This is a genomic window from Rhizobium sp. WSM4643 (assembly GCF_025152745.1).
Classification (GTDB): Bacteria; Pseudomonadota; Alphaproteobacteria; order Rhizobiales; family Rhizobiaceae; genus Rhizobium; species Rhizobium leguminosarum_I.
In genome coordinates this window covers 578,758-600,906 of sequence record NZ_CP104040.1, presented here as the reverse complement: position 1 = coordinate 600,906, position 22,149 = coordinate 578,758, and the positions used below count along the sequence as shown (strand labels likewise).

The 22,149-nt window shown below is 62.0% G+C and carries 18 protein-coding genes; 4 read left to right on the top strand and 14 right to left on the bottom strand.

Annotated elements, in window-relative coordinates; all coding sequences use genetic code 11:
• Positions 1–63: 63 nt before the first annotated feature.
• Positions 64–1,323, bottom strand: a complete 1,260-nt coding sequence (locus tag N1937_RS02925; RefSeq protein ID WP_170258256.1) for an SAM-dependent methyltransferase — start codon at positions 1,321–1,323, stop codon at positions 64–66.
• Between the two features lie 133 nt (positions 1,324–1,456).
• A complete protein-coding gene (locus N1937_RS02920) occupies positions 1,457–3,766 on the bottom strand; it encodes a Tex family protein (protein WP_260057412.1) in 2,310 nt (769 codons plus the stop codon).
• 429 nt (positions 3,767–4,195) lie between these two features.
• On the opposite strand from N1937_RS02920, the gene glyS reads away from it, so the two are divergent.
• Together glyS and N1937_RS02910 are read left to right on the top strand one after the other, a co-directional pair.
• Positions 4,196–6,310 carry a glycine--tRNA ligase subunit beta gene (gene glyS, locus N1937_RS02915; protein WP_260057411.1) on the top strand — a complete coding sequence of 705 codons (2,115 nt, stop codon included), beginning with the start codon at positions 4,196–4,198 and terminating at the stop codon, positions 6,308–6,310.
• A gap of 470 nt (positions 6,311–6,780) precedes the next feature.
• Positions 6,781–7,065 (top strand): GIY-YIG nuclease family protein, encoded by a 285-nt coding sequence (locus tag N1937_RS02910; RefSeq protein ID WP_170258253.1) that lies wholly within the window; start codon positions 6,781–6,783, stop codon positions 7,063–7,065.
• Between the two features lie 111 nt (positions 7,066–7,176).
• Here N1937_RS02910 and N1937_RS02905 read toward each other — a convergent pair whose 3' ends face one another.
• From N1937_RS02905 to N1937_RS02860, 10 genes are all read right to left on the bottom strand, one after another.
• Positions 7,177–9,000 (bottom strand): methyl-accepting chemotaxis protein, encoded by a 1,824-nt coding sequence (locus N1937_RS02905; protein WP_260057410.1) that lies wholly within the window; start codon positions 8,998–9,000, stop codon positions 7,177–7,179.
• A 440-nt stretch (positions 9,001–9,440) separates the two neighbouring features.
• A complete protein-coding gene (locus N1937_RS02900; RefSeq protein WP_260057409.1) occupies positions 9,441–9,902 on the bottom strand; it encodes a plant virulence effector HPE1-like domain-containing protein in 462 nt (153 codons plus the stop codon).
• 99 nt (positions 9,903–10,001) lie between these two features.
• Entirely contained in the window at positions 10,002–11,279 is a 1,278-nt protein-coding gene (gene purD, locus N1937_RS02895) for a phosphoribosylamine--glycine ligase (protein ID WP_260057408.1), read from the bottom strand.
• Positions 11,280–11,344: 65 nt separating this feature from the next.
• Complete coding sequence (locus N1937_RS02890; protein ID WP_260059047.1) at positions 11,345–13,279, bottom strand: DUF2207 domain-containing protein; 1,935 nt, start codon at positions 13,277–13,279, stop codon at positions 11,345–11,347.
• Positions 13,280–13,317: 38 nt separating this feature from the next.
• Positions 13,318–14,580, bottom strand: coding sequence for a 3-phosphoshikimate 1-carboxyvinyltransferase (gene aroA / locus N1937_RS02885; RefSeq protein WP_260057407.1), 1,263 nt, complete (start codon positions 14,578–14,580; stop codon positions 13,318–13,320).
• 287 nt (positions 14,581–14,867) lie between these two features.
• Positions 14,868–15,419: a LemA family protein gene (locus tag N1937_RS02880; RefSeq protein WP_164577536.1), complete on the bottom strand. Its 552-nt coding sequence runs from the start codon at positions 15,417–15,419 to the stop codon at positions 14,868–14,870.
• A gap of 61 nt (positions 15,420–15,480) precedes the next feature.
• Positions 15,481–16,032 (bottom strand): AAA family ATPase, encoded by a 552-nt coding sequence (locus N1937_RS02875; RefSeq protein WP_260057406.1) that lies wholly within the window; start codon positions 16,030–16,032, stop codon positions 15,481–15,483.
• Positions 16,029–16,985, bottom strand: coding sequence for a glycine--tRNA ligase subunit alpha (locus N1937_RS02870; protein ID WP_222385783.1), 957 nt, complete (start codon positions 16,983–16,985; stop codon positions 16,029–16,031). The genes N1937_RS02875 and N1937_RS02870 overlap by 4 nt, the downstream gene beginning before the upstream one ends.
• Before the next feature lie 279 nt (positions 16,986–17,264).
• A complete protein-coding gene (locus N1937_RS02865; RefSeq protein WP_162118366.1) occupies positions 17,265–17,456 on the bottom strand; it encodes a hypothetical protein in 192 nt (63 codons plus the stop codon).
• An 18-nt stretch (positions 17,457–17,474) separates the two neighbouring features.
• Positions 17,475–18,335: a S49 family peptidase gene (locus tag N1937_RS02860; RefSeq protein WP_162118367.1), complete on the bottom strand. Its 861-nt coding sequence runs from the start codon at positions 18,333–18,335 to the stop codon at positions 17,475–17,477.
• A gap of 183 nt (positions 18,336–18,518) precedes the next feature.
• Between N1937_RS02860 and N1937_RS02855 the strand changes: the two genes are divergently transcribed.
• Positions 18,519–19,859: an Nramp family divalent metal transporter gene (locus tag N1937_RS02855; protein ID WP_260057405.1), complete on the top strand. Its 1,341-nt coding sequence runs from the start codon at positions 18,519–18,521 to the stop codon at positions 19,857–19,859.
• A 29-nt stretch (positions 19,860–19,888) separates the two neighbouring features.
• Here the strand turns inward: N1937_RS02855 and N1937_RS02850 are convergent, their stop codons facing one another.
• Positions 19,889–20,665: a tRNA1(Val) (adenine(37)-N6)-methyltransferase gene (locus tag N1937_RS02850; protein WP_260057404.1), complete on the bottom strand. Its 777-nt coding sequence runs from the start codon at positions 20,663–20,665 to the stop codon at positions 19,889–19,891.
• A gap of 6 nt (positions 20,666–20,671) precedes the next feature.
• Entirely contained in the window at positions 20,672–20,899 is a 228-nt protein-coding gene (locus N1937_RS02845; RefSeq protein ID WP_024321294.1) for a putative signal transducing protein, read from the bottom strand.
• A gap of 108 nt (positions 20,900–21,007) precedes the next feature.
• On the opposite strand from N1937_RS02845, the gene N1937_RS02840 reads away from it, so the two are divergent.
• Positions 21,008–22,024 carry a polyprenyl synthetase family protein gene (locus N1937_RS02840; protein WP_017963032.1) on the top strand — a complete coding sequence of 339 codons (1,017 nt, stop codon included), beginning with the start codon at positions 21,008–21,010 and terminating at the stop codon, positions 22,022–22,024.
• The last annotated feature ends 125 nt before the right edge of the window (positions 22,025–22,149 follow it).

The following is a 22,149-nucleotide window of genomic DNA, read 5'->3' as shown; positions in this document are numbered from 1 at the left end:
ACGTCCTTTCATGAGAATCGGTCCCTCGGCTAAACCGCCAGCGGAAGCAGCACTTCCGCGGGATTAGAACGTCACCTTTTCCAGCGGGGCGCGCCTCGCCTCGAATTCCTTCAGCTTGGCTTCGTTGCGGGCGATGTAATTGCGATTGTCGGGAACGGCGAACTGGTTCTTGGCGATCTGAATCTGCAGGATGAAGAGCTCGTCCCAGCGGAAGCCCATTTCGGAACCGGCCAGATAGAATTCCCACATGCGGAAGAACTGCTCGTCGTAAAGCGCCACCGCTTCGGCCTTGCGTGCCACGAAACGCTCGCGCCAATGGCGTAGCGTATAGGCATAATGCATCGGCAGGATTTCGATATCCTTGACCAGCAGCCCTGCTTTTTCGAGCGGCGGCACGACCTCGCCGACGGACGGGATATAGCCGCCGGGAAAGATATATTTCTCGATGAAGGCATTGGTGGCAAAGCTCGGCTTCGGGCGGCCGATCGAATGCAGCACCATCACACCGTTGTCGTCGAGGAGGTCAGACACCTTACGGAAGAAATTGCCGTAATTGCCGATGCCGACATGTTCGAACATGCCGACCGAGACGATGCGGTCGAACTTCCGGCCGGTCATGGTGCGGTAGTCCTGCAGTTCGAACCGCACCCGGTCGGCAAGGCCCCGCTTTTCGGCGCGCGTGCGCGAGACCTTGAGCTGCTCCTCGCTCAGTGTGATGCCGGTGAACTCGGCACCTTCGGTCGCCTCCGTCAGGTACATGCCCATGCCACCCCAGCCGGAGCCGATCTCCAGGATGCGCTGGTTCGGCTCGAGCAGAAGCTTGGCGGCGATATGGCGCTTCTTGGCGAGCTGCGCCTCATCGAGACTGATGCCGGCGGGTTCGAAATAGGCGCAGGAATATTGCCAGTCCTCGTCGAGGAAAAGATCGAAGAGCTTGGCCGACAGGTCGTAATGATGGGCGACATTGTGCTTGTTGCGATTGACCGGCACGCGGCTCTTCAGCTGCTGCCAGGCAATGCGGCCAAGCAGCAGTGCCGCCATCTTGAAATCGAAGATTTCATTGGTGGTGTTCTGTTTCACCAGCGACAGGAAATCGTAGATGTTGCCCTGTTCGAGAATGAACCGGCCTTGCATGTACATTTCACCGAGCTTCATGGTCGGGTCGCGCCGGATGGCGTCCTCGGCCTCCTGATCGGCAAGGCGGGCGACAATGGGTTCACCCATGCCGTCGCCGATCGTGTGGGTTTCGCCATTGGCAAGGGTAAGTTTCAACGAACCCTTGCGGACGATTTGCTGGACGATCGATAAGAATGCCGACGCCATGCACGCCTCGCAAATGTGACAGGATGGTCACATCAACTTAGTCGCTCTCTTTCGCCTTACAAGCGCCGGATTTAGCACTCCGTTCAGAACGCTGCCAAACTGTTGCATTTTTGCCGAAATGCCGGCTAAACCCCTATTTTCGCTTCATGGCTTCGGCAAGTGCCGCGCCGAATGCGCCCTGGCTTTCCGGTTTCTGAGCCGCAGGCCGGCGTTCATTCTGCGGCCGCGCCCCTTGGTTTGGACGAGAATCACCGCGCGGCGGCGGCGCCGACGAACCATCGTCGCGTCGCATGGAAAGACCGATGCGCTTGCGCTTGGCGTCGACTTCGACAACCCGCACCTTGACGACATCGCCCGCCTTGACGACCTCGTGGGGATCCTTGACGAAGCGATCGGCAAGCTGGGACACATGCACCAGACCATCCTGGTGCACGCCGATATCGACGAAGGCGCCGAAGGCGGCGACATTGGTCACTGTACCTTCCAGCACCATGCCGGGCGTCAGGTCGGAAATTTCGTTGACGCCCTCGGCGAAGGTCGCGGTCTTGAAGCTCGGACGCGGGTCACGGCCGGGCTTTTCCAGCTCCGCGATGATGTCCATGACCGTCGGCAGGCCAAATTTCTCGTCGATAAACTGGCGTGGATCGACCGATTTCAAGACGGCACTATCACCCATCAGCGCGCGCAGATCCCGGCCGCAGGCGGCGACGATCTTTTTGGCGACGCCGTAAGCCTCCGGATGCACCGAAGAGGAATCGAGCGGCTCCTTGCCGTTGGGAATGCGCAGGAAGCCGGCGCATTGCTCGAAGGTGCGGCCGCCGAGGCGGGCGACCTTCAGGAGATCCTTTCTCGTCTCGAAACGGCCTTCGCTGTCGCGGTGGCGAACGATGGCGTCGGCGATCGACGGGCCGAGGCCGGAGACGCGCGAGAGCAGCGGCGCAGACGCGGTGTTGAGATCGACACCGACGGCATTCACCGCATCTTCCACCACCGCATCGAGCGAACGCGACAGCTTCTGCTGGTCGACGTCATGCTGATACTGGCCGACGCCGATCGACTTCGGCTCGATCTTGACGAGTTCGGCCAACGGATCCTGCAGGCGCCGCGCGATGGAGACGGCGCCGCGCAGCGACACGTCGAGATCAGGGAATTCAGCCGCAGCGGTCGCCGAGGCGGAATAAACTGAGGCGCCGGCTTCCGAGACGATGACCTTGGTCGGCTTCGGCGAGGGCAAATCGGCCAGCATGTCGGCCACCAGTTTTTCGGTTTCGCGGCTGCCGGTGCCGTTGCCGATCGAGATCAGTTCGACCTTGTGCTTGCGGACCAGCGAGGCCAGCTCGACCTGGGCGCCGCGCACATCGTTCCTCGGCTGGAAGGGATAGACGGTCGATGTCGCCACCACCTTGCCGGTGCCGTCGACGACGGCGACCTTGACGCCGGTGCGGATGCCCGGATCGAGACCCATCGTCGCGCGCGAGCCGGCGGGTGCAGCCAAAAGCAGGTCCTTGAGATTGCGGGCGAAGACATGGATCGCCTCCTCTTCGGCCCTTTCGCGCAGTTCCCGCATCAGGTCGAGCGAGAGCGACATCGAAAGCTTGACGCGCCAGGTCCAGCTTGCGACCTCCATCAGCCAGCGGTCGCCGGGACGGCTGGTACCGATCTCGTAGGCCGCCACGATCATGCGCTCGACCGGCTTGTTCGGGGAGGCCGTCTCGGCGTCGGCCTCGATCGTCAACGTCAGCACCTCCTCGTTCCAGCCGCGCAGCATGGCGAGCGCGCGGTGGCCGGGGGCGGTCGCCCAGCGTTCGGAATGGTCGAAATAATCGGAAAACTTCTCGCCCGCCGCCTGCTTGCCGTCGACGACCTTGGCCTTCAGCAGCGCAGCCTGGCGCATATGGGCGCGCAGCTTGCCGAGCAGGTCGGCGTTTTCGGCAATGCCTTCGGCGACGATGTCGCGCGCGCCTTCGAGCGCCGTCTTCACATCGGGCACATCAGCGGTGACGAAGCCTTCGGCCAACACCGCCGGTTCCCTGGCGCGGTCGGCAAGGATCGTCTCGGCGAGCGGGCCGAGGCCGCGTTCACGGGCGATTTCGGCCCGCGTGCGGCGCTTCGGCTTGTAGGGCAGATAGAGATCTTCAAGCTCGGCCTTGGTTTCGGCGCCTGCGACCTTGGCCATCAGCTCGTCGGTCATCTTGCCCTGGCCGGTGATCGATTCGACGATCGCGTCGCGCCGGGCTTCGAGTTCGCGCAGATAGACCAGCCGCTCGGCGAGATTGCGCAGCTGCGTATCATCCAGCCCGCCCGTCACTTCCTTGCGGTAGCGAGCGATGAAGGGCACGGTTGCGCCCTCGTCAAGCAGCTCGATGGCGGCTTTGGCCTGTTCGGGCCGGGCGTTGATTTCGGCGGAGATGCGGGCTGCGAGAAAACGGAGGTCTGCTGCCATGGGGTTCCTGGGGATTTCCTGTTTCGACAGAGGTGGCGGGACCATAGCGGCGAAAAGCGGCAAGGCAATGCCCGACTGTGGTTTTCACAGCGGAAGTTAATGGATTGGGGATTATCGGCGTGTTGCCGTGTGGCCCCCTCATCTGCCTGCCGGCATCTTCTCCCCGAGGGGAGAAGGGATATGCCGCACTGCTTTCCTCCATCACAAACGGCAGTGGCAAGAATGGATCGCTGCCGCAACTCCCCTTCTACCCATCGGGGAGAAGGTGCCCGGCAGGGCGGATGAGGGGGCCACGCGGCAACACGCCCGCCGGTCGCCCCACCCCATCGCTCTCGTCCGTTTTTGCGGTTGTGCAGATGCGGCATTCTTTGATAGCAGAAGCAACGTTTTTGGATCGCCCTGCCCGCGGGCGCAAGGAAAAAGATTGACATGCCAAACCTTCTTCTCGAACTCCGCTCCGAAGAGATTCCGGCCCGCATGCAGCGCAAGGCTGCCGGCGACCTGAAGAAGCTCGTCACCGATGCGCTTGTCGAAGCGGGCCTGTCCTACGAGGGCGCGCGCGAATATTGGACGCCGCGGCGGCTTGCGCTCGACATCCATGGCCTGACGGCCCGCTCCGCCGATGTGCGCGAGGAACGCAAGGGACCGCGGACCGACGCCAACGAAAAGGCGATCGAAGGCTTTTTGCGCGGCGCCGGCCTTTCCTCGGTCTCCGAGGCGCAGGTGGTGAGCGATCCGAAGAAGGGCGATTTCTACGTCGCGGTCATCTCCAAGCCCGGCCGTGCGACCGAAGAGATCGTCACCGATGTGATGCCCGGCATCATCCGCGATTTTCCCTGGCCGAAGTCGATGCGCTGGGGCAAGGCCTCGTCGAAGCCCGGTGCGCTGCGCTGGGTGCGGCCGCTGCAGTCGATCGTCTGCACCTTCGGCCCGGAGCATGAAGAGACCACCATCATCCCCTTCGAGATCGACGGCATCACTGCCTCCAACATCACCTACGGCCACCGTTTTCACGCGCCCGAGGCGATCACGGTGCGACGCTTCGACGATTATGCGGCGAACCTGGAAAAGGCGAAGGTTATCCTCGATGCCGAGCGGCGCAAGGACATCATCCTGCACGACGCCCGCGATATCGCCTTTGCCAACGGGCTTGAGCTGGTGGAAGACGAAGGCCTGCTGGAGGAAGTCTCCGGCCTCGTCGAATGGCCGCAGGTGCTGATGGGCAGTTTCGAGGAGGATTACCTCTCGATCCCCTCCGAAATTATCCGGCTGACGATCAAGACCAACCAAAAGTGTTTCGTGACGCGCGCGAGCGGCAGCGAGACGCTGTCGAACAAGTTCATCCTCGTCTCCAACATCCAGGCGAGCGACAGCGGCAAGGAAATCGTCCACGGCAACGGCAAGGTGGTGCGGGCAAGGCTTTCCGATGCGCTGCATTTCTGGAAGCGCGACCAGGGCAATCTGCCGGATCTTGAGATGCTCTCCGCTTCAGCGGCAAAGTTCGGCCTCGACATCAACAAGCCGCTCGACCAGCGCATGGCCAAGCTCGATGCGCTCGATGTGACCTTCCATGCCAAGCTCGGCACGCAGGGCGCACGCGTCGCCCGCATCCGAGCCCTGGCCAAGCAATTGGCTGATATCACCGGCGCCGATGCGGCTCTCACCGATCGCGCCGCCGTGCTTGCAAAGGCCGATCTGCGCACCGAAGCGGTTGGCGAATTCCCGGAACTGCAGGGCTTGATGGGCCGCAAATATGCGGTGCTGCAGGGTGAGGATGCCTCCGTTGCCGCAGCGATCGAGGATCACTACAAGCCGCAGGGTCCGTCGGACCGCGTGCCGGAGGACAGAGTGGCGATCACGATCGCCCTTGCCGACAAGCTCGATACGCTGATCGGCTTCTGGGCGATCGATGAAAAGCCGACGGGGTCGAAGGATCCATTCGCACTGAGGCGTGCCGCACTCGGCGTCGTCAGAATCCTGCTGGAGCGAAGGATCCGCCTGCCGCTGCTGGCAACAACAAGGGATGACGACCTGCTCTCCTTCTTCCATGACCGCCTCAAGGTCTATCTGCGCGACCAGGGCGCTCGCCACGATCTGATCGACGCCGTGCTGACTTCAGATGCCGACGACCTGCTGATGGTGGCGCGCCGCGTCGAAGCGCTGACGGCCTTCATCACCTCGGAAGACGGCAAGAACCTGCTCGCCGGCACCAAGCGGGCGACGCAGTTGCTTGCCGCCGAGGAAAAGAAGGGCACGGTGATCGCCGATGGCGTGTCGCAGGCGCTTCTGTCGCTCGATGCCGAAAAGGAGCTCTTCGTCGCCATCTCCAGCGCCTCGAAGGATGCGTCGGAGGCCGTCGCCCGCGAGGATTTCCGCTCGGCGATGGAAGCGCTCTCCAAGCTGCGCGGCCCGGTCGACCGCTTCTTCGAAGACGTGCTCGTCAACGACGAGGACGCCGCCATCCGCGCCAACCGTCTCGCCCTGCTGCGGCTGATCCGCGAGGCGACGGGAACGGTTGCGGATTTCTCGAAGATTTCGGGGTGATGTTCGGCTTCGGCCGGATGCCGTTGCCTGTCTGCACGAACGGGGTGCTTGCGGCATGAATTCTCGGGTCAAGCCTGAGGATGACGGAGGGTGGTCGGGCGGAAGGATACATTCACAGCGCGGGCACTACCAGGGCTCGGGCGATCGCGGCCACATCATCCAAAACAATCATTACAGGAATTGACGGAGGAGGTCCGGCACCTCCATCGCTGCGGCGAGTTTGGCGGAAACGTCACCGCACATTCCGTCATCCTCGGCCTTGAGCCGAGGATCCATGCCACGACCGCTCACGGGTGCCGTCTGGATGCTCGGGTCAAGCCCGAGCATGACGGAGGGTGGGGTGAGCTCTGTGGCAATTAGAGCAACGTACGGCGGAATACGGACGTAGCTGCGTCTCCGCCGATTGCGCTCCTCAAACCCTGTCATGCTCAGACTTGACGCGAACATCCATGCCCAAGCATTCTGCATGCATGGCCGGATATGTTTACATCGTGACCAACCAGAAGAATGGGACGCTCTATATTGGCGTGACATCCGATCTGGAGCGCCGCATCTACGAGCATCGCGAAGGGCTAACGCCGGGCTTTGCCTGGAAATACGGATGCACACGTCTCGTCTGGTACGAGGAACACTGGGACATCGGCAGTGCGATCCAACGCGAGAAATCCTTGAAGCGATGGTATCGGCAATGGAAAATCGATCTAGTCGAGGCCATGAATCCCGAGTGGAACGATCTCTATCTTATACTGTGGTGAAGCCGAGATAGCCCGGACCATACCGCGCAGTGAGCCTCAGACGGCACGGCCGCCGGAGAACCGACGGCCGCGAAGAATTTCGTGATGAAAACGCTTTTGTCCCCGCGCCGTTTAAGCGGCGCGGCGACCTTGATGCATTGCCGGGGCAGCGCTTTCGCCACTGACGCGGAAGCCACGGATGAGGTCGATCAGCTCGTCGGTATCGGTGGCCAGCGTCTCTGCCGATGCCGTGGTCTCCTCGGCCATGGCGGCATTCTGTTGGGTGGCGGCGTCGAGCTGGTTCATCGACGAGGAGATCGAGCGCAGCGTCGTGTCCTGTTCGGAGGCGCTGTGGGCGATCTTGGCGACGATCTCGTTGGCGGCCTTGATCTGATCGGAGATGCGCTTCAGCGCTTCGCCTGCCTCGCCGACCAGACGGACGCCATGGTCGACCTGACTGGAAGAGCGGGCGATCTGGTCCTTGATCTCCTTGGCGGCCGCGGCGGAACGCTGGGCAAGTTCGCGCACTTCCTGGGCGACGACCGCAAAACCCTTGCCGGATTCGCCGGCACGCGCTGCCTCGACGCCGGCATTCAGCGCCAGAAGGTTGGTCTGGAAGGCGATCTCGTCGATGACGCCGATGATCTTGGTGATCTCCGAGGAAGACTTCTCGATGCCGCTCATCGCCTCGATCGCCTGGGTGACGATCGCATCGCTGTGGGTGGCCTCGGTGCTGACCGAGTGGACGCGCTTGCTGGCTTCGTGGGCGCCATCGGCCGTCTGGCGGACGGCGACGGTGAGCTCATCGAGGGCGGCCGAAGTCTCTTCCAGGCTGGCCGCCTGACGCTCGGTGCGCTGCGACAGCTCGTTCGAAGCGCGGCGGATCTCTTCCTTGCTGGTGCCGATGTCGGTTCCCTTGGCGCTGACCTTGGCCATGGCGGCTTCGAGATGCGACAGCGCATCGTTGAAGTTATCGCGGAGGGCGGCATACTTCTGGCCGAGATCGGCGCAGCGGACGGTGAGATCGCCACGGGCAATCATCGCCAGTGCCTGGCCAATCGTTGCCACCACGCGCGCCTGGAGCGTCGTCTCATCCTGCTGCTGGCGCAGATTGTTTTCGCGCTCGCTTTCCAGCGCCAGCTGCTGAGCCGCCTCGCGATCGGACATCTGATGGCGTTCCCTGATCTTTTCCTGCAGCGACAACGTCGCCTTCGCCATCATGCCGACTTCGTTGTTCATCCCGGTATGTGGGATGGCGATCGAAACATCCTCTTCGGCGACGGCCTTCAGGGCGGCATGGACGTTGTTGAGAGGTCCCGATATACCGCGGATGACAAAGTATGCGGCTGTCATGGCAAGGAAGAACAGAACGATGCTGCCGGAGAGCGCGGTCAGGATCGTGCTGTTTATCTGAGCATCGAGATCGTCCATATAGACGCCGGTGACGACGACGACCTTCCAGGGATCGAAGGCCTGTGCATAGGCCGTCTTACGAAAATCGCCAGCGGGGTGGCCCGGTTTGGCTGTGGAATAATATTCGACGAGACCGCCGCCCTGCTGCCCGAGCTTGACCATCTCTTCGCGATAGAGCTTGCCTTTGCTGTCCGGCTGGCCCTTGTTGACCTGACCGACTTTCGCGGCATCATAATGGAACATCATCTGGATGTCGTAGCTATAGCCGAAGAAATAACCATCGGGGTCGTATTTCATCGCATTGACCGTGGCGTAAGCCTGCTTCTGGGCGTCTTCCAGCGTCATTTCGCCGGCAGTCACTTTGGCCTGGTAGATTTTGAGAACAGAGACTGCAGACTGCACCTCCGCCCGCAGCATGTCGTAGCGTTCGTTGTAGATCGCATTGACGGAGGAGCGGATCTGCAGGGAGGTGGCGATCGCAAAGGCGATCATTAGGCCGACGACCAGCAATATGAGCTGCTTCGATATCTTCAAATTTTTCATGACGCCTCGCAACGGGAATGGATGTCTGCATTCCGGTGCGGTCTTCTACCGCCTGTGCGAGCGCGCCGAAAAAGAGGACGCGTCTACCGCTGCTAAAATAAACATGCTGCGACCGGGTAAAGTATCAATTGATGCTCACCCTATAAAAAAGCTTTAATTTTATTGTTCGCGATGTGAACTTCCCTGAAAATCAGGGGGTAAAGTTACAAGGCCGACCGCCGGATTTTCATCCGCCGGCCAAATATCATTTCTCTTTTGAATTCTCAGCGTGCCCGGTGCATCAAAACATGAATGCACCCCCGCTGCTCATCGAGGGTGCATTCGGCCCACCTGTGGTGGACCCCCAAACGATCGAAACCTTGATCAGGCGGGGGCAGGGAATTTGTTGTTTAGGCAATTCCGGACGCAAAACCGCTCAACACTTTTGCCGGAAGTTGCTCCTAGAAACGCAGCTTGAATTCGGAAGTGTTAAGCGCTGCCGGTTGTTCCACCATACCTGCCGCAACGGGCCTGGCGTCGCCGCCAATGACGGCCGCGGTGGTTGCATTCATGTCGATGCCGTCGACCGGCGGCGCCGGCGGCGCGGCCGCAATCATGGATTCAGGCGTCGCCTTGCTGACGAAAACGACGGGCGAGCCACCCATCCAGCCTTCGGTGCGGAAGATCTTCTTTTCACCGCCGACATCGCGGATTTCACTCGCCTCGAGGACGCCGGGCTTCAGCTCCGGCACCGTATAGTCCCTCTTGGTCAGCTCGGTCTGGAGCGGCGGGCAATGGGCGCAGGTTTCGGTGACGATGCTGCCTTCAGCACGCGGCGCAGTCTTGCCGACCACCTCGATCGAGGACGCCATCGCAGAACCTGCCATCAGCAGGATTGCCGCACCGAGGAAAATCTGACGCATCAACGCTACTCCGTCTCATCTTGGGAGCAAATTAGCGCAGCTTTGTTTCTATCCCGTCAGGGGAAAGGGTAAAAATTTAAAGAACGGGCCGGTTTATACTCATTCCGCGCCGGTTTCGCGCTCGATCGCCCGCCAGCCGATGTCGCGCCGGCAAAAGCCGTTTTCCCATCTTACCCTGTCGAGCAGCGCATAGGCGCGGTCCTTGGCCTCGGCGACCGTGCCACCTGACGCGGTGACGTTCAGCACGCGGCCGCCGGTCGCAACCAGCACACCGTCTTTCAGACCCGTGCCGGCATGAAACACCTTCTCGCCCTCGCCCGTATCAGGCAGGGAGAGGATCGGCGTATTCTTCTCGTAGGCGCCGGGGTAACCCTTGGACGCCATGACCACCGTCAGCGCCGGATCGTCGTTCCATTCGGCGTTGACCTGATCGAGCGTGCCGCTGGCGGTGGCGAGCAGCAGCGGCAGAAGGTCGCTTTTCAACCGCATCATCATCACCTGGCATTCGGGGTCGCCGAAGCGGACATTGTATTCGATGAGTTCAGGCCCCTTCTTAGTGATCATCAGCCCGGCGAAAAAGACACCGGAGAAGGGATGGCCGCTCTCGGCCATGCCGCGCATCGTCGGCTCGATGATCTCCTTCATCGTCCGCTCGACCATTTCGGCGGTCATCACAGGCGCCGGCGAATAGGCGCCCATGCCGCCGGTATTGACGCCGGTATCGCCCTCGCCCACCCGCTTGTGATCCTGGGCGGTTGCGAGCGGCAGCACATGTTTGCCATCGCAGAGGCAGAAGAAGCTCGCCTCCTCGCCATCAAGATAGGCTTCGACGACGACTTCGGCGCCGGCAACGCCAAAGGCGCCTTCGAAGCAGTCGTCGACAGCAGCCAAAGCTTCCTCGAGCGTCATCGCAACCGTGACGCCCTTGCCGGCGGCAAGGCCATCGGCCTTGACGACGATCGGCACACCCTCGGCGCGGATATAGGCTTTGGCCTTCGGTCCATTGTTGAAGCGCTGGTAGGCGCCTGTCGGGATGCCGTAGCGGGCGCAGATATCCTTGGTGAAGCCTTTGGAACCCTCGAGCTGGGCTGCGGCAGCGGAGGGACCGAAGACCGCCAGGCCATCGGCGCGCAGCCGGTCGGCGAGGCCGGCAACCAGCGGCGCCTCCGGACCGACGACGACCAAATCGATCGCCTTGTCCTTGCAGAAGGCCGCGACCGCTTGGTGATCCTCGATGTCAAGGGGCACCAGCACGGCGTGTTCGGCAATGCCGGGATTGCCGGGTGCAGCATAGAATTCCGTCATCAACGGCGATTGCGCCAGCTTCCAGGCGAGCGCATGCTCGCGTCCGCCCGATCCGATCAACAGAACCTTCATGCGCGACCCTTTCCTGTTTCGTCTGGCGGTTAAGGGCGAAGGACCGAAAGGTCAAGCGGGAAAGCTCACCAACCCCCGCCTCCGCCGCCTCCGCCGCCCCCGCCGGACGAGCCGCCGCCGGAAAAACCGGAGGATGAACTAGACGGCGGCGGCGAAGGAATCGTCGAAGCGATGGTCGAGGCCATCGACGAGGAAAAGCCGCCGATACGATCGGAGAAACCGCCGCTGTTGAAATTGCCGGAATACCAGGCGGGTGCATAGGCGGCAGCCGCGCCGGCGGCAGCTGCCGCAAGCCAGGCCTCGAAAGTGCGCGACCAGGGCTTTTCGACGCCGAGCGCCACCGCATAGGGCAGTAGCGTCTCGAAATGCTGCGGCGACATAGAGGGCGCGCCAGCCGTGTTCATCCGGTCCTTCTCGGCAAGCGTCATATACTGGCGCAGGCCATCTATGCCGTCCATCATCTTGGCGCCGAGCGGGGTCGGGGCGCCCATGATGAAGAAATACAGGATGTTCAAAAGCACGATGCCGCCGACGGCAAAGAGCATCGGCGTTTCATGGAGCTCCATCAGCGACGAGGTGAGCACCATCACCATGATCGCCAGGATGCTGACGCCGACGAAAACGCCGATCGCCGTGGAGATGATGGCGATGATCTTGCCGAACAGCGACTTGCCGCGATGCACCGATCTGACGAGGCTGGCGGCAAACACCGCGACGAAGACCGAGATGGCGATTGGAATCAGCATCAGCGCGATCGTCTCGGGCTCCAGCGAACCGAAGACGAACAGTATCACCAGGGCGGCGGCACTGAGCACGATGCCGCCTGCGGTATAACCGAGGTTGGAATTGTAATATTTGCCGCGGTGTTCCTTCTCGATCGCCGAGCGAAAGGCCTGGCCGACGGACTTCACCCGCTCGCCATTGGCCTTGTCGATCGTCAGCGTCGAGCTGGCGCCGCCGGCAACCTTCAGCAATTCGATCTCGCCGGCCTGGAATTTCTCCTTGCCGAGCGGCTTGCCAGTGCCGTGGATGACGATCGAATTCTTCAGGTCCTCGAGCTTGACGTAACCGCGGACGGCGAGATTGAGCGCAGTGGCGGACAGCGCCGTCCAGCCTCCGCCGGAGAAGCCCTTATTGTCGATGTAGTTGACCAGTGCCGGCGAGATGCCGTCTGGCGCATCCCAGCGCGGCACGACGACGCCGCGGGCGGGATCGCGGCCGACCTTCAGCCAGGAGCGCGTATAGTAGGCGAAGACGAGGATGAGACCGCCGAAGCCGATGAAATAATTGCGGTTGTCCTTCAACCACCAGCTGCTTTCCATATCGGCGCTCGGCGCATCGATGGCGCCCTTCGCCATCTTGATCGAGAATGTCAGGCCTTCGTGTGCGTCGAGCGGCTCGGTCGTCGAAAAGACCAGGCCGGCGCCGGTTTCGCTGACGCGGGCATTCTTGCCGGTCGCGCCTTCCGGGCCGGTGAAGAAGATCGTATCAGTGGCGCCGACACCGGGCGGCAGGTGCACCGTCGCCGTTGCCGAGCGGATCGGGAAGATCCAGCCATTGCCGGTGACGTTCCAGTAGAGTTCGTCATGATCGTCGAAATAGCGGATCTGGCGGTTGGTCTTGTAGGTGAAGACATATTTATGACGGCCCGGCGTCACCGTCACATCGGCAGAACCGGCATAGATGCGGATGCCGCCTGATATCGACTCGGTGTGCCAGGGCTCGTTATCGCCATCACGCTGGACCGAGACCATATCGAAATCAACGCTGCGGCGGCGGCCCGCGGCATCGGTGAAATAGAGCGGGAAGTCACGGAAGATGCCGTGGTTGATCTGGTTGTTCTCTGCATTAACGGTGATCGTTTCCGTCACCGTCATCGCTCCGCTCTTTTCGAGCGCGATATCGGAGGCGAAACTGTCGATCACCTCGGCGGCAAACACCGCCGGAGCGGCGAGCATCAACAGCAGCGCAAAGCAAAATCCGAAAACCCGACGCCCCATCCCTGTCCCCTCGCCGGCAGCCTCGGCTGCGCGTTCCGTCAATCGTTGTCCTGGTATTTCACGCCGAGTGCCGCGAGCGTCCGCCAATAGGCGGGGAAGGTTTTGCCGACGCAATCGGGATCGAGAATGGTAATGCCGTCGATCTTGAGCCCTGCCAGCGCGAAGCTCATGGCAATGCGGTGATCGGCGAAACTGTTGATCTCCGCCGATAGACGCTTTCCCGCAAGTGCGGGATCGGACTGCACGATCAGATCGTCGCCCTCTTCGCGGGCAAGGCCTGAAACAATGCGGTTGAGGCCGGTCGAGAGCGCCCGGATGCGATCGCATTCCTTGACGCGCAGATTGGCGATGCCGACGAAGCGAACCGGCGTCTCGTTGAAGGCGGCAAGCACGGCAAGGGTCGGAACGGCATCCTGCATCTGCGAGCCGTCGATCTCTGCCGGCAGATGCGGGAATTTGGCGATGATGTCATAGGCGCGCGCATCGGGCTGCGAGAACGTATCGGAGGGAACACCGAGATCGATCGCGCCGCCGGTGAGAACCTCGGCCGCCCAGAGATAGGTCGCAGCCGAGGCATCCGGCTCGACGATGAAATCGGCGGCACGGTAGCCGGTCGGCTCGACCCGCCATGTGACGGGGCTGGTCTTCTCGACCTTGGCGCCGAAGGCCTTCATCGCCGCCGTGGTCAGGTCGATATAGCCGAGTGCGCCGATATCCTCGCCGACGAGTTCGATATCGACCGGCCGGTCGCCGCCGGCCGCCATCATCAGCAGCGCCGAGACATACTGGCTGGACAGGCCGCCATCGATGCGGATGCGGTCGGCCTGGAAGCGGCCGGTGCCCTTGACGATGACCGGCGGGCAGCCGGTCTCGGCGATCACGTCGATGCCGAGCGTGCGCATCGCCTCGACCAGCGGGCCGATCGGCCGCTTGCGCATATGCTCGTCGCCATCGACGATGACGGTGCCGTCGACCAAAGCCGCAGCCGCCGTCAGGAAGCGTGTCGCCGTGCCGGCATTGCCGAGGAAGAGCGGCGCCTTCGGCGGCAGCAGCCTGCCGCTGCCGGTGACGACAAAGGTGGTATCGTCAGGCTCGTCGATCGAAACACCCATGGCCCGCAGCGCTTCGGCCATATAGCGCGTATCGTCGCTCTTCAGCGCCCCGGTCAGCCGGCTGGTGCCCTTCGCCAGGCCCGCAAGCAGTAGGGCGCGATTGGTGATCGACTTTGAGCCCGGCGGCATGGCGCGGCCCGAAAGCGGCCGGCCCGGCGGAATGATCGTGAGTTTGGCTGTGCGTGTCATGCTATTTTCTTCCGTCCGTGGGGCGTCCCTAAAGCGCGTGCCGCGCTTTAGGTCTTTGGTTTTGCGCATGTCGTTATCGCAAAACCGCTGCACACTTTTGCGCGACATGCTCAGAGCATGATGCCGAAAAGTGTGCAGCGGTTTTCGGGCGACATCATGCTCTAACTCTTTAATTGAGAACAGGATTCAGATTTTAGGCCGACCTGGCCTAAAATCATCCTGTTCTCGCCGGCCGCGAACTGCCCTTGCTCTTAATCGCTTTCTGGCAAAGGCAAAATGCCGGATCGTCAGAATTTCACGGTGGGGACGGCGCGGTCGGCCTCGTTGGTGATTTCGAAATATTCCCGCTTGGCAAAACCAAACTGGCCGGCGACGAGATTGGACGGGAAGCTTTCGACCTTGACGTTGAGATCGCGGGCAGCACCGTTGTAGTAACGCCGCGCCATTTGCAGCTCGCCCTCCATGGTTTCCAGCGAAGCCTGGAGCTCGGCAAAGTTCTGGTTGGCCTTGAGATCCGGGTAGGCTTCGGCGAGCGCCATAACACGACCGAGCGCCTGGCCGAGCAGGCCTTCCGCCTGCGCCCTGCCGGCGACATCGCCTGATGGCACGGCTTGCGCCTTGTTGCGGAGCTCAACCACCTCTTCGAGCGTCGACTTTTCATGGGCGGCATAGCCCTTGACCGTCTCGATCAGGTTCGGGATCAGGTCGGCGCGGCGCTTGAGCTGGACATCGATGCCCGACCAGGCTTCTTCCGCCATCTGCCGCGCGCGAACCAGGCCGTTGTAGATGAAGACGAGATAGAGCGCGACCAGAACGATGACGCCAAGTGCAATATACATCGCGAATCCCCCGCAGCGAAGTAATGTCCGGGCGGACACTAAGCGGTTTTGCCGGCTGCCGTCAAACGCCGATATCTCCGAGGATTCGGGCCGTCGTCTGCTCCGGCAAAAGGCCTGTCGTGTCGATTTCGGCGGTGCGTTCAGCCAGCCCGCGCAGCAGCCTCTGGTTTGCCCGCAGCCGTTGCAGTACCGCAATATCCGTCAGCTTGAGCGCCTCGGACCGGCCGGGAGAAACAAGGCGCCTGGCGTTCTCTTCCGGGGCGCAATCGAGCAGGATTGCCACCAGATCGGCGCCTCTTGCGGCAGCCAGATCGCGATACCAGGAAAACGTCGCAGTGTCTTGTGCATCGTCCGACAAGGCATCGGTGAAGACGAAGCTTTCAGCCGGGTCGGCGCGCACGGCATGATCGAAAACCGCCTGGCGGATCTGCCCCCGCAGCGATGCGTGCAGCGGATCGCTGCGCGAGAACAGGGCCTCAGCCGGATTGAGCAGCATGTGATTATCAACGAGCCGCGCGCCGAGCCTCTTCGCCAGCAGGCGGCCGACGGTCAGCTTTCCAGTGCCCGGCCAGCCGTTGATATGGATGATGCGGCTGGCTGGCTGTTGCGTCACGCCGCCTCTTTGGCCAGATTGACGCCGCCGGCATCGGTCAGCAGGAAGGCTTCGCCACAGGCCTTGGCGAGCGTGCGTACGCGCAGGATGTAGCTCTGCCGCTCGGTAACCGAGATGACGCCGCGGGCATCGAGCAGGTTGAAGACGTGGCTAGCCTTGATGCACTGGTCATAGGCCGGGAAGACGCATTTGTGCAGGCGCTGGTTGGCGTTGTCGCCGGGTGCGCCGGCATCGAGCAGCGCCCGGCATTCCTTCTCGGCATCGACGAAGTGGCGATGCAGCATCTCGGTGTTGGCGAATTCGAAATTATGGCGCGAATATTCCTGCTCGGCCTGCAGGAAAACATCGCCATAGCTGATCTTCTCGTCGCCGTCGCGGCCGTTGAAGTTCAGGTCATAGACATTGTCGACGCCCTGGACATACATCGCGAGGCGTTCGAGACCATAGGTCAGTTCGCCCGCGACGGGTGAGCATTCGATGCCGCAGACCTGCTGGAAATAGGTGAACTGCGAGACTTCCATGCCATCGCACCAGCATTCCCAGCCGAGGCCCCAGGCGCCGAGCGTCGGGCTTTCCCAATCGTCCTCGACGAAACGGATATCATGCAGCAGCGGATCGAGACCGATCGCCGCCAGCGAGCCGAGATAAAGCTCCTGCAGATTTGGCGGGTTCGGCTTCAGGATGACCTGGTACTGGTAATAATGCTGCAGCCGGTTCGGATTCTCGCCATAGCGACCGTCGGAGGGGCGGCGGGATGGCTGAACGTAAGCGGCCTTCCAGGGCTTGGGGCCGAGGGCGCGCAGCGTGGTGGCCGGATGGAAGGTGCCGGCGCCGACTTCCATGTCGTAAGGCTGCAGCACCGCGCAACCCTTGTCCGCCCAGTAGTTATGCAGGGTCAGGATCAGCGCCTGAAAGGAGCGCTTCGGGTTCATATGGTCTGGGATAGCTGACATCGAACGGCACCGATTGCGTGGGATTTATCGGCGCGACAGGTGCCATGGAGGGCGGCAGGGGTCAAGACTTTTGCGGCGGCGGAGAGATCTAAAACCCCTCCCCACCAGAGGGAGGGGCTTAACTTGCTGCGCCCGCTTTCCAGATCTTCGACGTTCAAGGAGGAGCGAGGCGGGTACTCCGGGTTAGTCCCTCCCCCTTGTGGGGAGGGGTTGGGGAGGGGTCTAGGATGCTGGATGGGGCAGAGCAGTGGCGAGACCCTTTAATTTGTGCTCTTAATTTTATTCTCCCTCGCGCTTCAGCCGGTATTCTCCGGTCTCCGGGTCCTTGACCAGCGTGCCGATCGCGCCGGTCTGGCGCTCCTTTTCGGCGCGGCGCGACTTTTCGGCGAGCTTGCGGGCGTCAGAGACGAAGCGGCGGTAGAGCCACCAGGCTGAGAAGATCAGGATCAGAATGGTAATTAACTGCGGCATGCCCCTCTCTTGCTCCCTTCAAAGCCCGAAACGGCTCCACAATGCTCTCTCTTCCGCCGCTTCGACAAGCCCTGTTGCGAGACCGGATGCAGCGCCCTCGAGCGACACCGGCGACACGCCGGGAATTCGGCGGCCGAACAGGCCGCGGCCGGCGGTGACGAGCTCCAGCTTGGTCTTCTGGCCGTAGCGCCTCTTCAACTCCTGGCGCATGTCGCCGAGGCCATCGATGAGGCCGAGCTCCAAGCCGCGCGTGCCGCTCCAGAACAGGCCGGAAAACACCGTCGCATCGTCTGTCAGCTTGCCGGCGCGACGCTCGCGCACCATGGAGATGAAGACTTGATGAATTTCGAGCTGCAGGCTCTTCAGGTACTCGATATCCTTCTCCTTTTCCGGCTGGAACGGATCGAGGATCACCTTGTTTTCGCCGGCGGTATAGACGCGGCGCTCGACGCCGATCTTCTTCAAGAGTTCGGGAAAACCAAAACCGCCGGAGACGACGCCGATCGAGCCGACGATGGAGGTGGCATCGGCAATGATCTCATCGCCGGCCAGCGCGATCATGTAGCCGCCGGAGGCGGCGACATCCTCGACGAAGACCAGAACCTTCTTCTGCTTCTCGCGGGCGAGCTCGCGAATGCGGGTGAAGATCAAGCGCGACTGGACGGGCGAGCCGCCCGGTGAATTGATGGAGATGGCAATCGCCGGCGCGTCCTTCATAGCGAAGGCCTTTTCCAGAACCGGAGAGACATTGGCGAGATTGAGGGTCGGCCGGAACTGGCCGCCGCCGCTGATGATCGCCCCCTGCAGCCGGACGACCGGGATGGTGATGCCGTCCTTGCGGAACCGTTTCGGCAGCAGTTTTCTCAAGAATCCGGCCATTTCCCATCCTTCGCTTCGGGTCGCACGATCGCAGTTCGCGATCGGCATCCATGTATGCGTTGGAACGGCAAACGCAATCCCCGCGTTCCTGAAAACATCAGGTTTGATTTTGTTGTTGCGAATGACTTGCATTATCATTCTAATTCGTCATAGTGCGCTGACGATAAAACAGGTGGAAATCGCATGGACGTCCTTAATCCGAATGCAAAGAGCGGTTGGCGGCACGAACGCGGCGAGGCGTCGCTGTCCGATGTCTACCGCACCGTCGGAACCGGGCGTCACAGCTCGATGTGGCGAAGGGCGGCGGCCTTCGCCGGGCCGGGCTACATGGTCGCCGTCGGCTACATGGACCCCGGTAATTGGGCGACATCCCTCGCCGGCGGCTCGAAATTCGGCTATGCGCTGCTCACCGTCGCGCTGCTTTCCAACCTGATGGCCATCGTGCTGCAATCGCTCTGCGCGCGTCTGGCGATCGCGTCGGGCCGTGACCTCGCCCAGGCGTGCCGCGACGCCTTTCCGAAATATGTCTCGCTGCCGCTCTGGGCTTTTGCGGAAATCGCCATCATCGCCACCGACATCGCCGAGGTGATCGGCACGGCGATCGGCCTCAACCTCTTGATGGGCATCCCGATCGAACTCGGCGTGCTGATCACCGCGCTCGACGTCTTCGTGATCCTCTTCCTGCAGAAGCTCGGCTTCCGCTGGGTGGAAGCCTTCATCATCGCGCTGCTCGGCGTCATCGCGGTCTGCTTCGGCGTGCAGATCCTGCTTGCCGACCCGCAATGGGGTGCCGTCCTCACCGGCTTCTTCCCGACCACGGAGATCGTCACCAATCCCGAGATGCTCTACCTGGCGCTCGGCATTCTCGGCGCGACCGTCATGCCGCACAATCTCTACCTCCACTCCGGCATCGTACAGACGCGGGCCTACGGCCATACGGTTCCCGAAAAGAGGGAGGCGCTGACCTTTGCGACGATCGACTCGACGGTGGCGCTGTGTTTCGCGCTGCTGATCAACGCCTCGATCCTGATCCTGGCGGCCGCCGCCTTCAATGCGCACGGCAAGACCGACGTCGTCGAACTCGGCGATGCCTATTCGCTGCTGTCGCCGCTGCTTGGCCTCGCCATCGCGCCGACGCTGTTCGGCATCGCGCTTCTCTGCTGCGGTCTCAATTCGACGGTAACGGCAACGCTTGCCGGCCAGATCGTCATGGAAGGCTTTCTCAAGATCCGGCTGAAGCCATGGATACGCCGGCTGATCACCCGCGCCATCGCCATCGTGCCGGCGGCGATCGTCACCATCTGGTATGGCGACCAGGGCACGGCGGAGCTTTTGATCCTCACCCAGGTGGTACTCAGCCTGCAGCTTTCCTTCGCCGTCTTCCCGCTTGTCATGTTTACCGCCAACAAGGCCAAGATGGGCGAACTCGTGGCGCCCCGCTGGCTGAGCGGCATCGCCTATCTGATCGCGATCGTCATTGCAGGGCTGAACGTCAAGCTGCTCTTCGACTTCGTCACCGGCTGAAGCAATTCCAGGAAAAGTGTGGCGCCAGTCTAGAGCCTGGCGTAGGCCGCCCGGCCATTGTTGAAATCATCGACGAGAGGGGAGAACTTGTGGCTCCCCTCTTCGTGCATGATGAGGGCCGCACGCAGCGACAGCCGCGCCCGCGATCCCTTGATACCAGTCACCAGGATACGCACGGCGTTTTCACCCGGACGCGGGTGGATAGCGGTGATCTCGATGCCGCCGAAGCGCCGGCCGCAGGCGGCAACGATCTCGGCGATCGACTGAGGCCTGGCGATCAGCGACAATTGCCCGCCTGGGATCATGATGGCGCCGGCCGTGCGGATCCAGCTTTCGAACAGGCCGTCGGTCATCGCATGGGCTTCGGCCTTCAGCGCATCCGGCGTGCGCCGATCACCGGCGTCGTTGAAGGGCGGGTTCATGATGACGTGGTGGAAGCTCTCATCGGTGAGCCCCGCATCGTTGCGCGCCCTGGCGGTCAGCGTCACATCGGCCTCGACGACGCTGACGCGGCCCGCGACATGGGCATTGTCGGGCAAGAGGATGCTGCGGCGGGCATAATCGGCCATCTCGGCCGAGCGCTCGAAGAGCACCACTTGCGAATTGGCAAGCCGTGAGGCGACGGCAAGACCGGCGGCACCGGCGCCGGCGCCGAGATCGGCAACCCTGACCGGGCGATCGTCGGCAACCAGAGCCGCAAGCAGCATCGCATCCATGCCGGAGCGATGGCCCCTGCCCTTCGGCTGCATCACGTGGAAGGCGCCGCGATGAAAGGCATCGATGGTGTCAGTGGTTTCCCCGGTCATCGGAGCTCACTTCCGCTCGCGCAACTCGCCGCCGAGACCGGCATCGATGAGGATGCGGCGCGCCTGATCGGCCATCTCCTCATCCACCAGCAGGCGGCGCGACAGCATGCCGAGCGAGCCCTCCAGCACGCTCATGCCCTGATCGGCGATGAAGCAGTGAATTCCGGCATCCTTCATCAAACTCTCGGCATAGGAGAGAAGAACGGGGTCGTTGGCGCGGATAAGTTCATGCATTTGCCGTCGTTTTCCTTCCAATTTCGCTCAGCGCGACAATTCACCCCTTGCCGCGTCCATCGCCCCTTTCTATTGTCAGATGCAAAGAATGAACAGGAGTCCGGGTCGTTGGGCGTGGTCATACCGCTTGAAGAAAGCAAAAACAAACTGGCATCCATCAAGCCATTGGTCGATCTCACCAGGGCGGACATGGAGCGAGTGAACCAGCTCATTCTGTCCAAGGCCGGCTCCGACGTGCAGATGATCCCCGAAGTGGCGAACCATCTGATCTCATCGGGCGGCAAGCGGCTGCGGCCGATGCTGACGCTGGCTTCCGCCTCGCTGTTCGACTACAGGGGCGAAAACCACGTCAAGCTCGCAACCTCAGTCGAGTTCATGCACACGGCGACGCTGCTGCATGACGACGTCGTCGACGAGAGCGATCTTCGCCGCGGCAAATCGACGGCGAGGATGATCTGGGGCAACCAGGCAAGCGTGCTGGTCGGCGACTTCCTGCTCGGCCAGGCCTTCCGGATGATGGTCGATGTCGGCTCGCTCGATGCGCTGGACGTCTTGTCTTCCGCGGCTTGCGTGATCGCGGAAGGCGAAGTGTTGCAGCTTTCCGTCGCCAAGAACATGGAGACGACCGAGGACGATTATCTCTCCGTCATTCGCGCCAAGACGGCGGCCCTCTTTGCCGCTGCCGCCGAAGTCGGGCCGATTGTCGCCGAGATCGGCCGGTCCGGCCGCAATGCGTTGAAATCCTACGGCATGAATCTTGGGCTCGCCTTCCAGCTCGTCGACGACGCGCTTGATTACGGCGGCAAGGCGGCCGATCTCGGCAAGAATGTCGGCGACGATTTCCGCGAAGGCAAGATCACCCTGCCCGTCATTCTGGCCTATCGCCGTGGCACCGAGGACGAGCGCGCCTTCTGGCGCGATGCGATCGAAGCCGGCAACAGCACCGACGCCAATCTGGAAAAAGCGCTGGGGCTGATCACCAAATATGGCACGCTCAGCGACACGATCGGCCGCGCGATCCATTACGGAACGATCGCACGGGACGCGCTTGCGCCCCTTCCCGATACGGTCTGGAAATCCGCCCTGATGGAAGTGATCGACTTCTGCATCGAGCGCGTCAATTGATCAAACGTCCTTGATCGCAGGCTGATTTTCTTGCAGCGCCGCTTCAAAAAAGCCATCCTGTTGTGAATCAGTGATCGCAACTGGTTTTGCGACCGGCAGCATTTGTCGGGACGCTGTCGAAGAAA

Excerpts from the sequence above, each read along its gene's own strand:
- N1937_RS02925 (WP_170258256.1), bottom strand. The coding sequence starts at position 1,323 with ATGGCGTCGGCATTCTTATCGATCGTCCAGCAAATCGTCCGCAAGGGT.
- N1937_RS02920 (WP_260057412.1), bottom strand. The coding sequence starts at position 3,766 with ATGGCAGCAGACCTCCGTTTTCTCGCAGCCCGCATCTCCGCCGAAATC.
- glyS (WP_260057411.1), top strand. The coding sequence starts at position 4,196 with ATGCCAAACCTTCTTCTCGAACTCCGCTCCGAAGAGATTCCGGCCCGC.
- N1937_RS02910 (WP_170258253.1), top strand. The coding sequence starts at position 6,781 with ATGGCCGGATATGTTTACATCGTGACCAACCAGAAGAATGGGACGCTC.
- N1937_RS02905 (WP_260057410.1), bottom strand. The coding sequence starts at position 9,000 with ATGAAAAATTTGAAGATATCGAAGCAGCTCATATTGCTGGTCGTCGGC.
- N1937_RS02900 (WP_260057409.1), bottom strand. The coding sequence starts at position 9,902 with ATGCGTCAGATTTTCCTCGGTGCGGCAATCCTGCTGATGGCAGGTTCT.
- purD (WP_260057408.1), bottom strand. The coding sequence starts at position 11,279 with ATGAAGGTTCTGTTGATCGGATCGGGCGGACGCGAGCATGCGCTCGCC.
- N1937_RS02890 (WP_260059047.1), bottom strand. The coding sequence starts at position 13,279 with ATGGGGCGTCGGGTTTTCGGATTTTGCTTTGCGCTGCTGTTGATGCTC.
- aroA (WP_260057407.1), bottom strand. The coding sequence starts at position 14,580 with ATGACACGCACAGCCAAACTCACGATCATTCCGCCGGGCCGGCCGCTT.
- N1937_RS02880 (WP_164577536.1), bottom strand. The coding sequence starts at position 15,419 with ATGTATATTGCACTTGGCGTCATCGTTCTGGTCGCGCTCTATCTCGTC.
- N1937_RS02870 (WP_222385783.1), bottom strand. The coding sequence starts at position 16,985 with ATGTCAGCTATCCCAGACCATATGAACCCGAAGCGCTCCTTTCAGGCG.
- N1937_RS02865 (WP_162118366.1), bottom strand. The coding sequence starts at position 17,456 with ATGCCGCAGTTAATTACCATTCTGATCCTGATCTTCTCAGCCTGGTGG.
- N1937_RS02860 (WP_162118367.1), bottom strand. The coding sequence starts at position 18,335 with ATGGCCGGATTCTTGAGAAAACTGCTGCCGAAACGGTTCCGCAAGGAC.
- N1937_RS02855 (WP_260057405.1), top strand. The coding sequence starts at position 18,519 with ATGGACGTCCTTAATCCGAATGCAAAGAGCGGTTGGCGGCACGAACGC.
- N1937_RS02850 (WP_260057404.1), bottom strand. The coding sequence starts at position 20,665 with ATGACCGGGGAAACCACTGACACCATCGATGCCTTTCATCGCGGCGCC.
- N1937_RS02845 (WP_024321294.1), bottom strand. The coding sequence starts at position 20,899 with ATGCATGAACTTATCCGCGCCAACGACCCCGTTCTTCTCTCCTATGCC.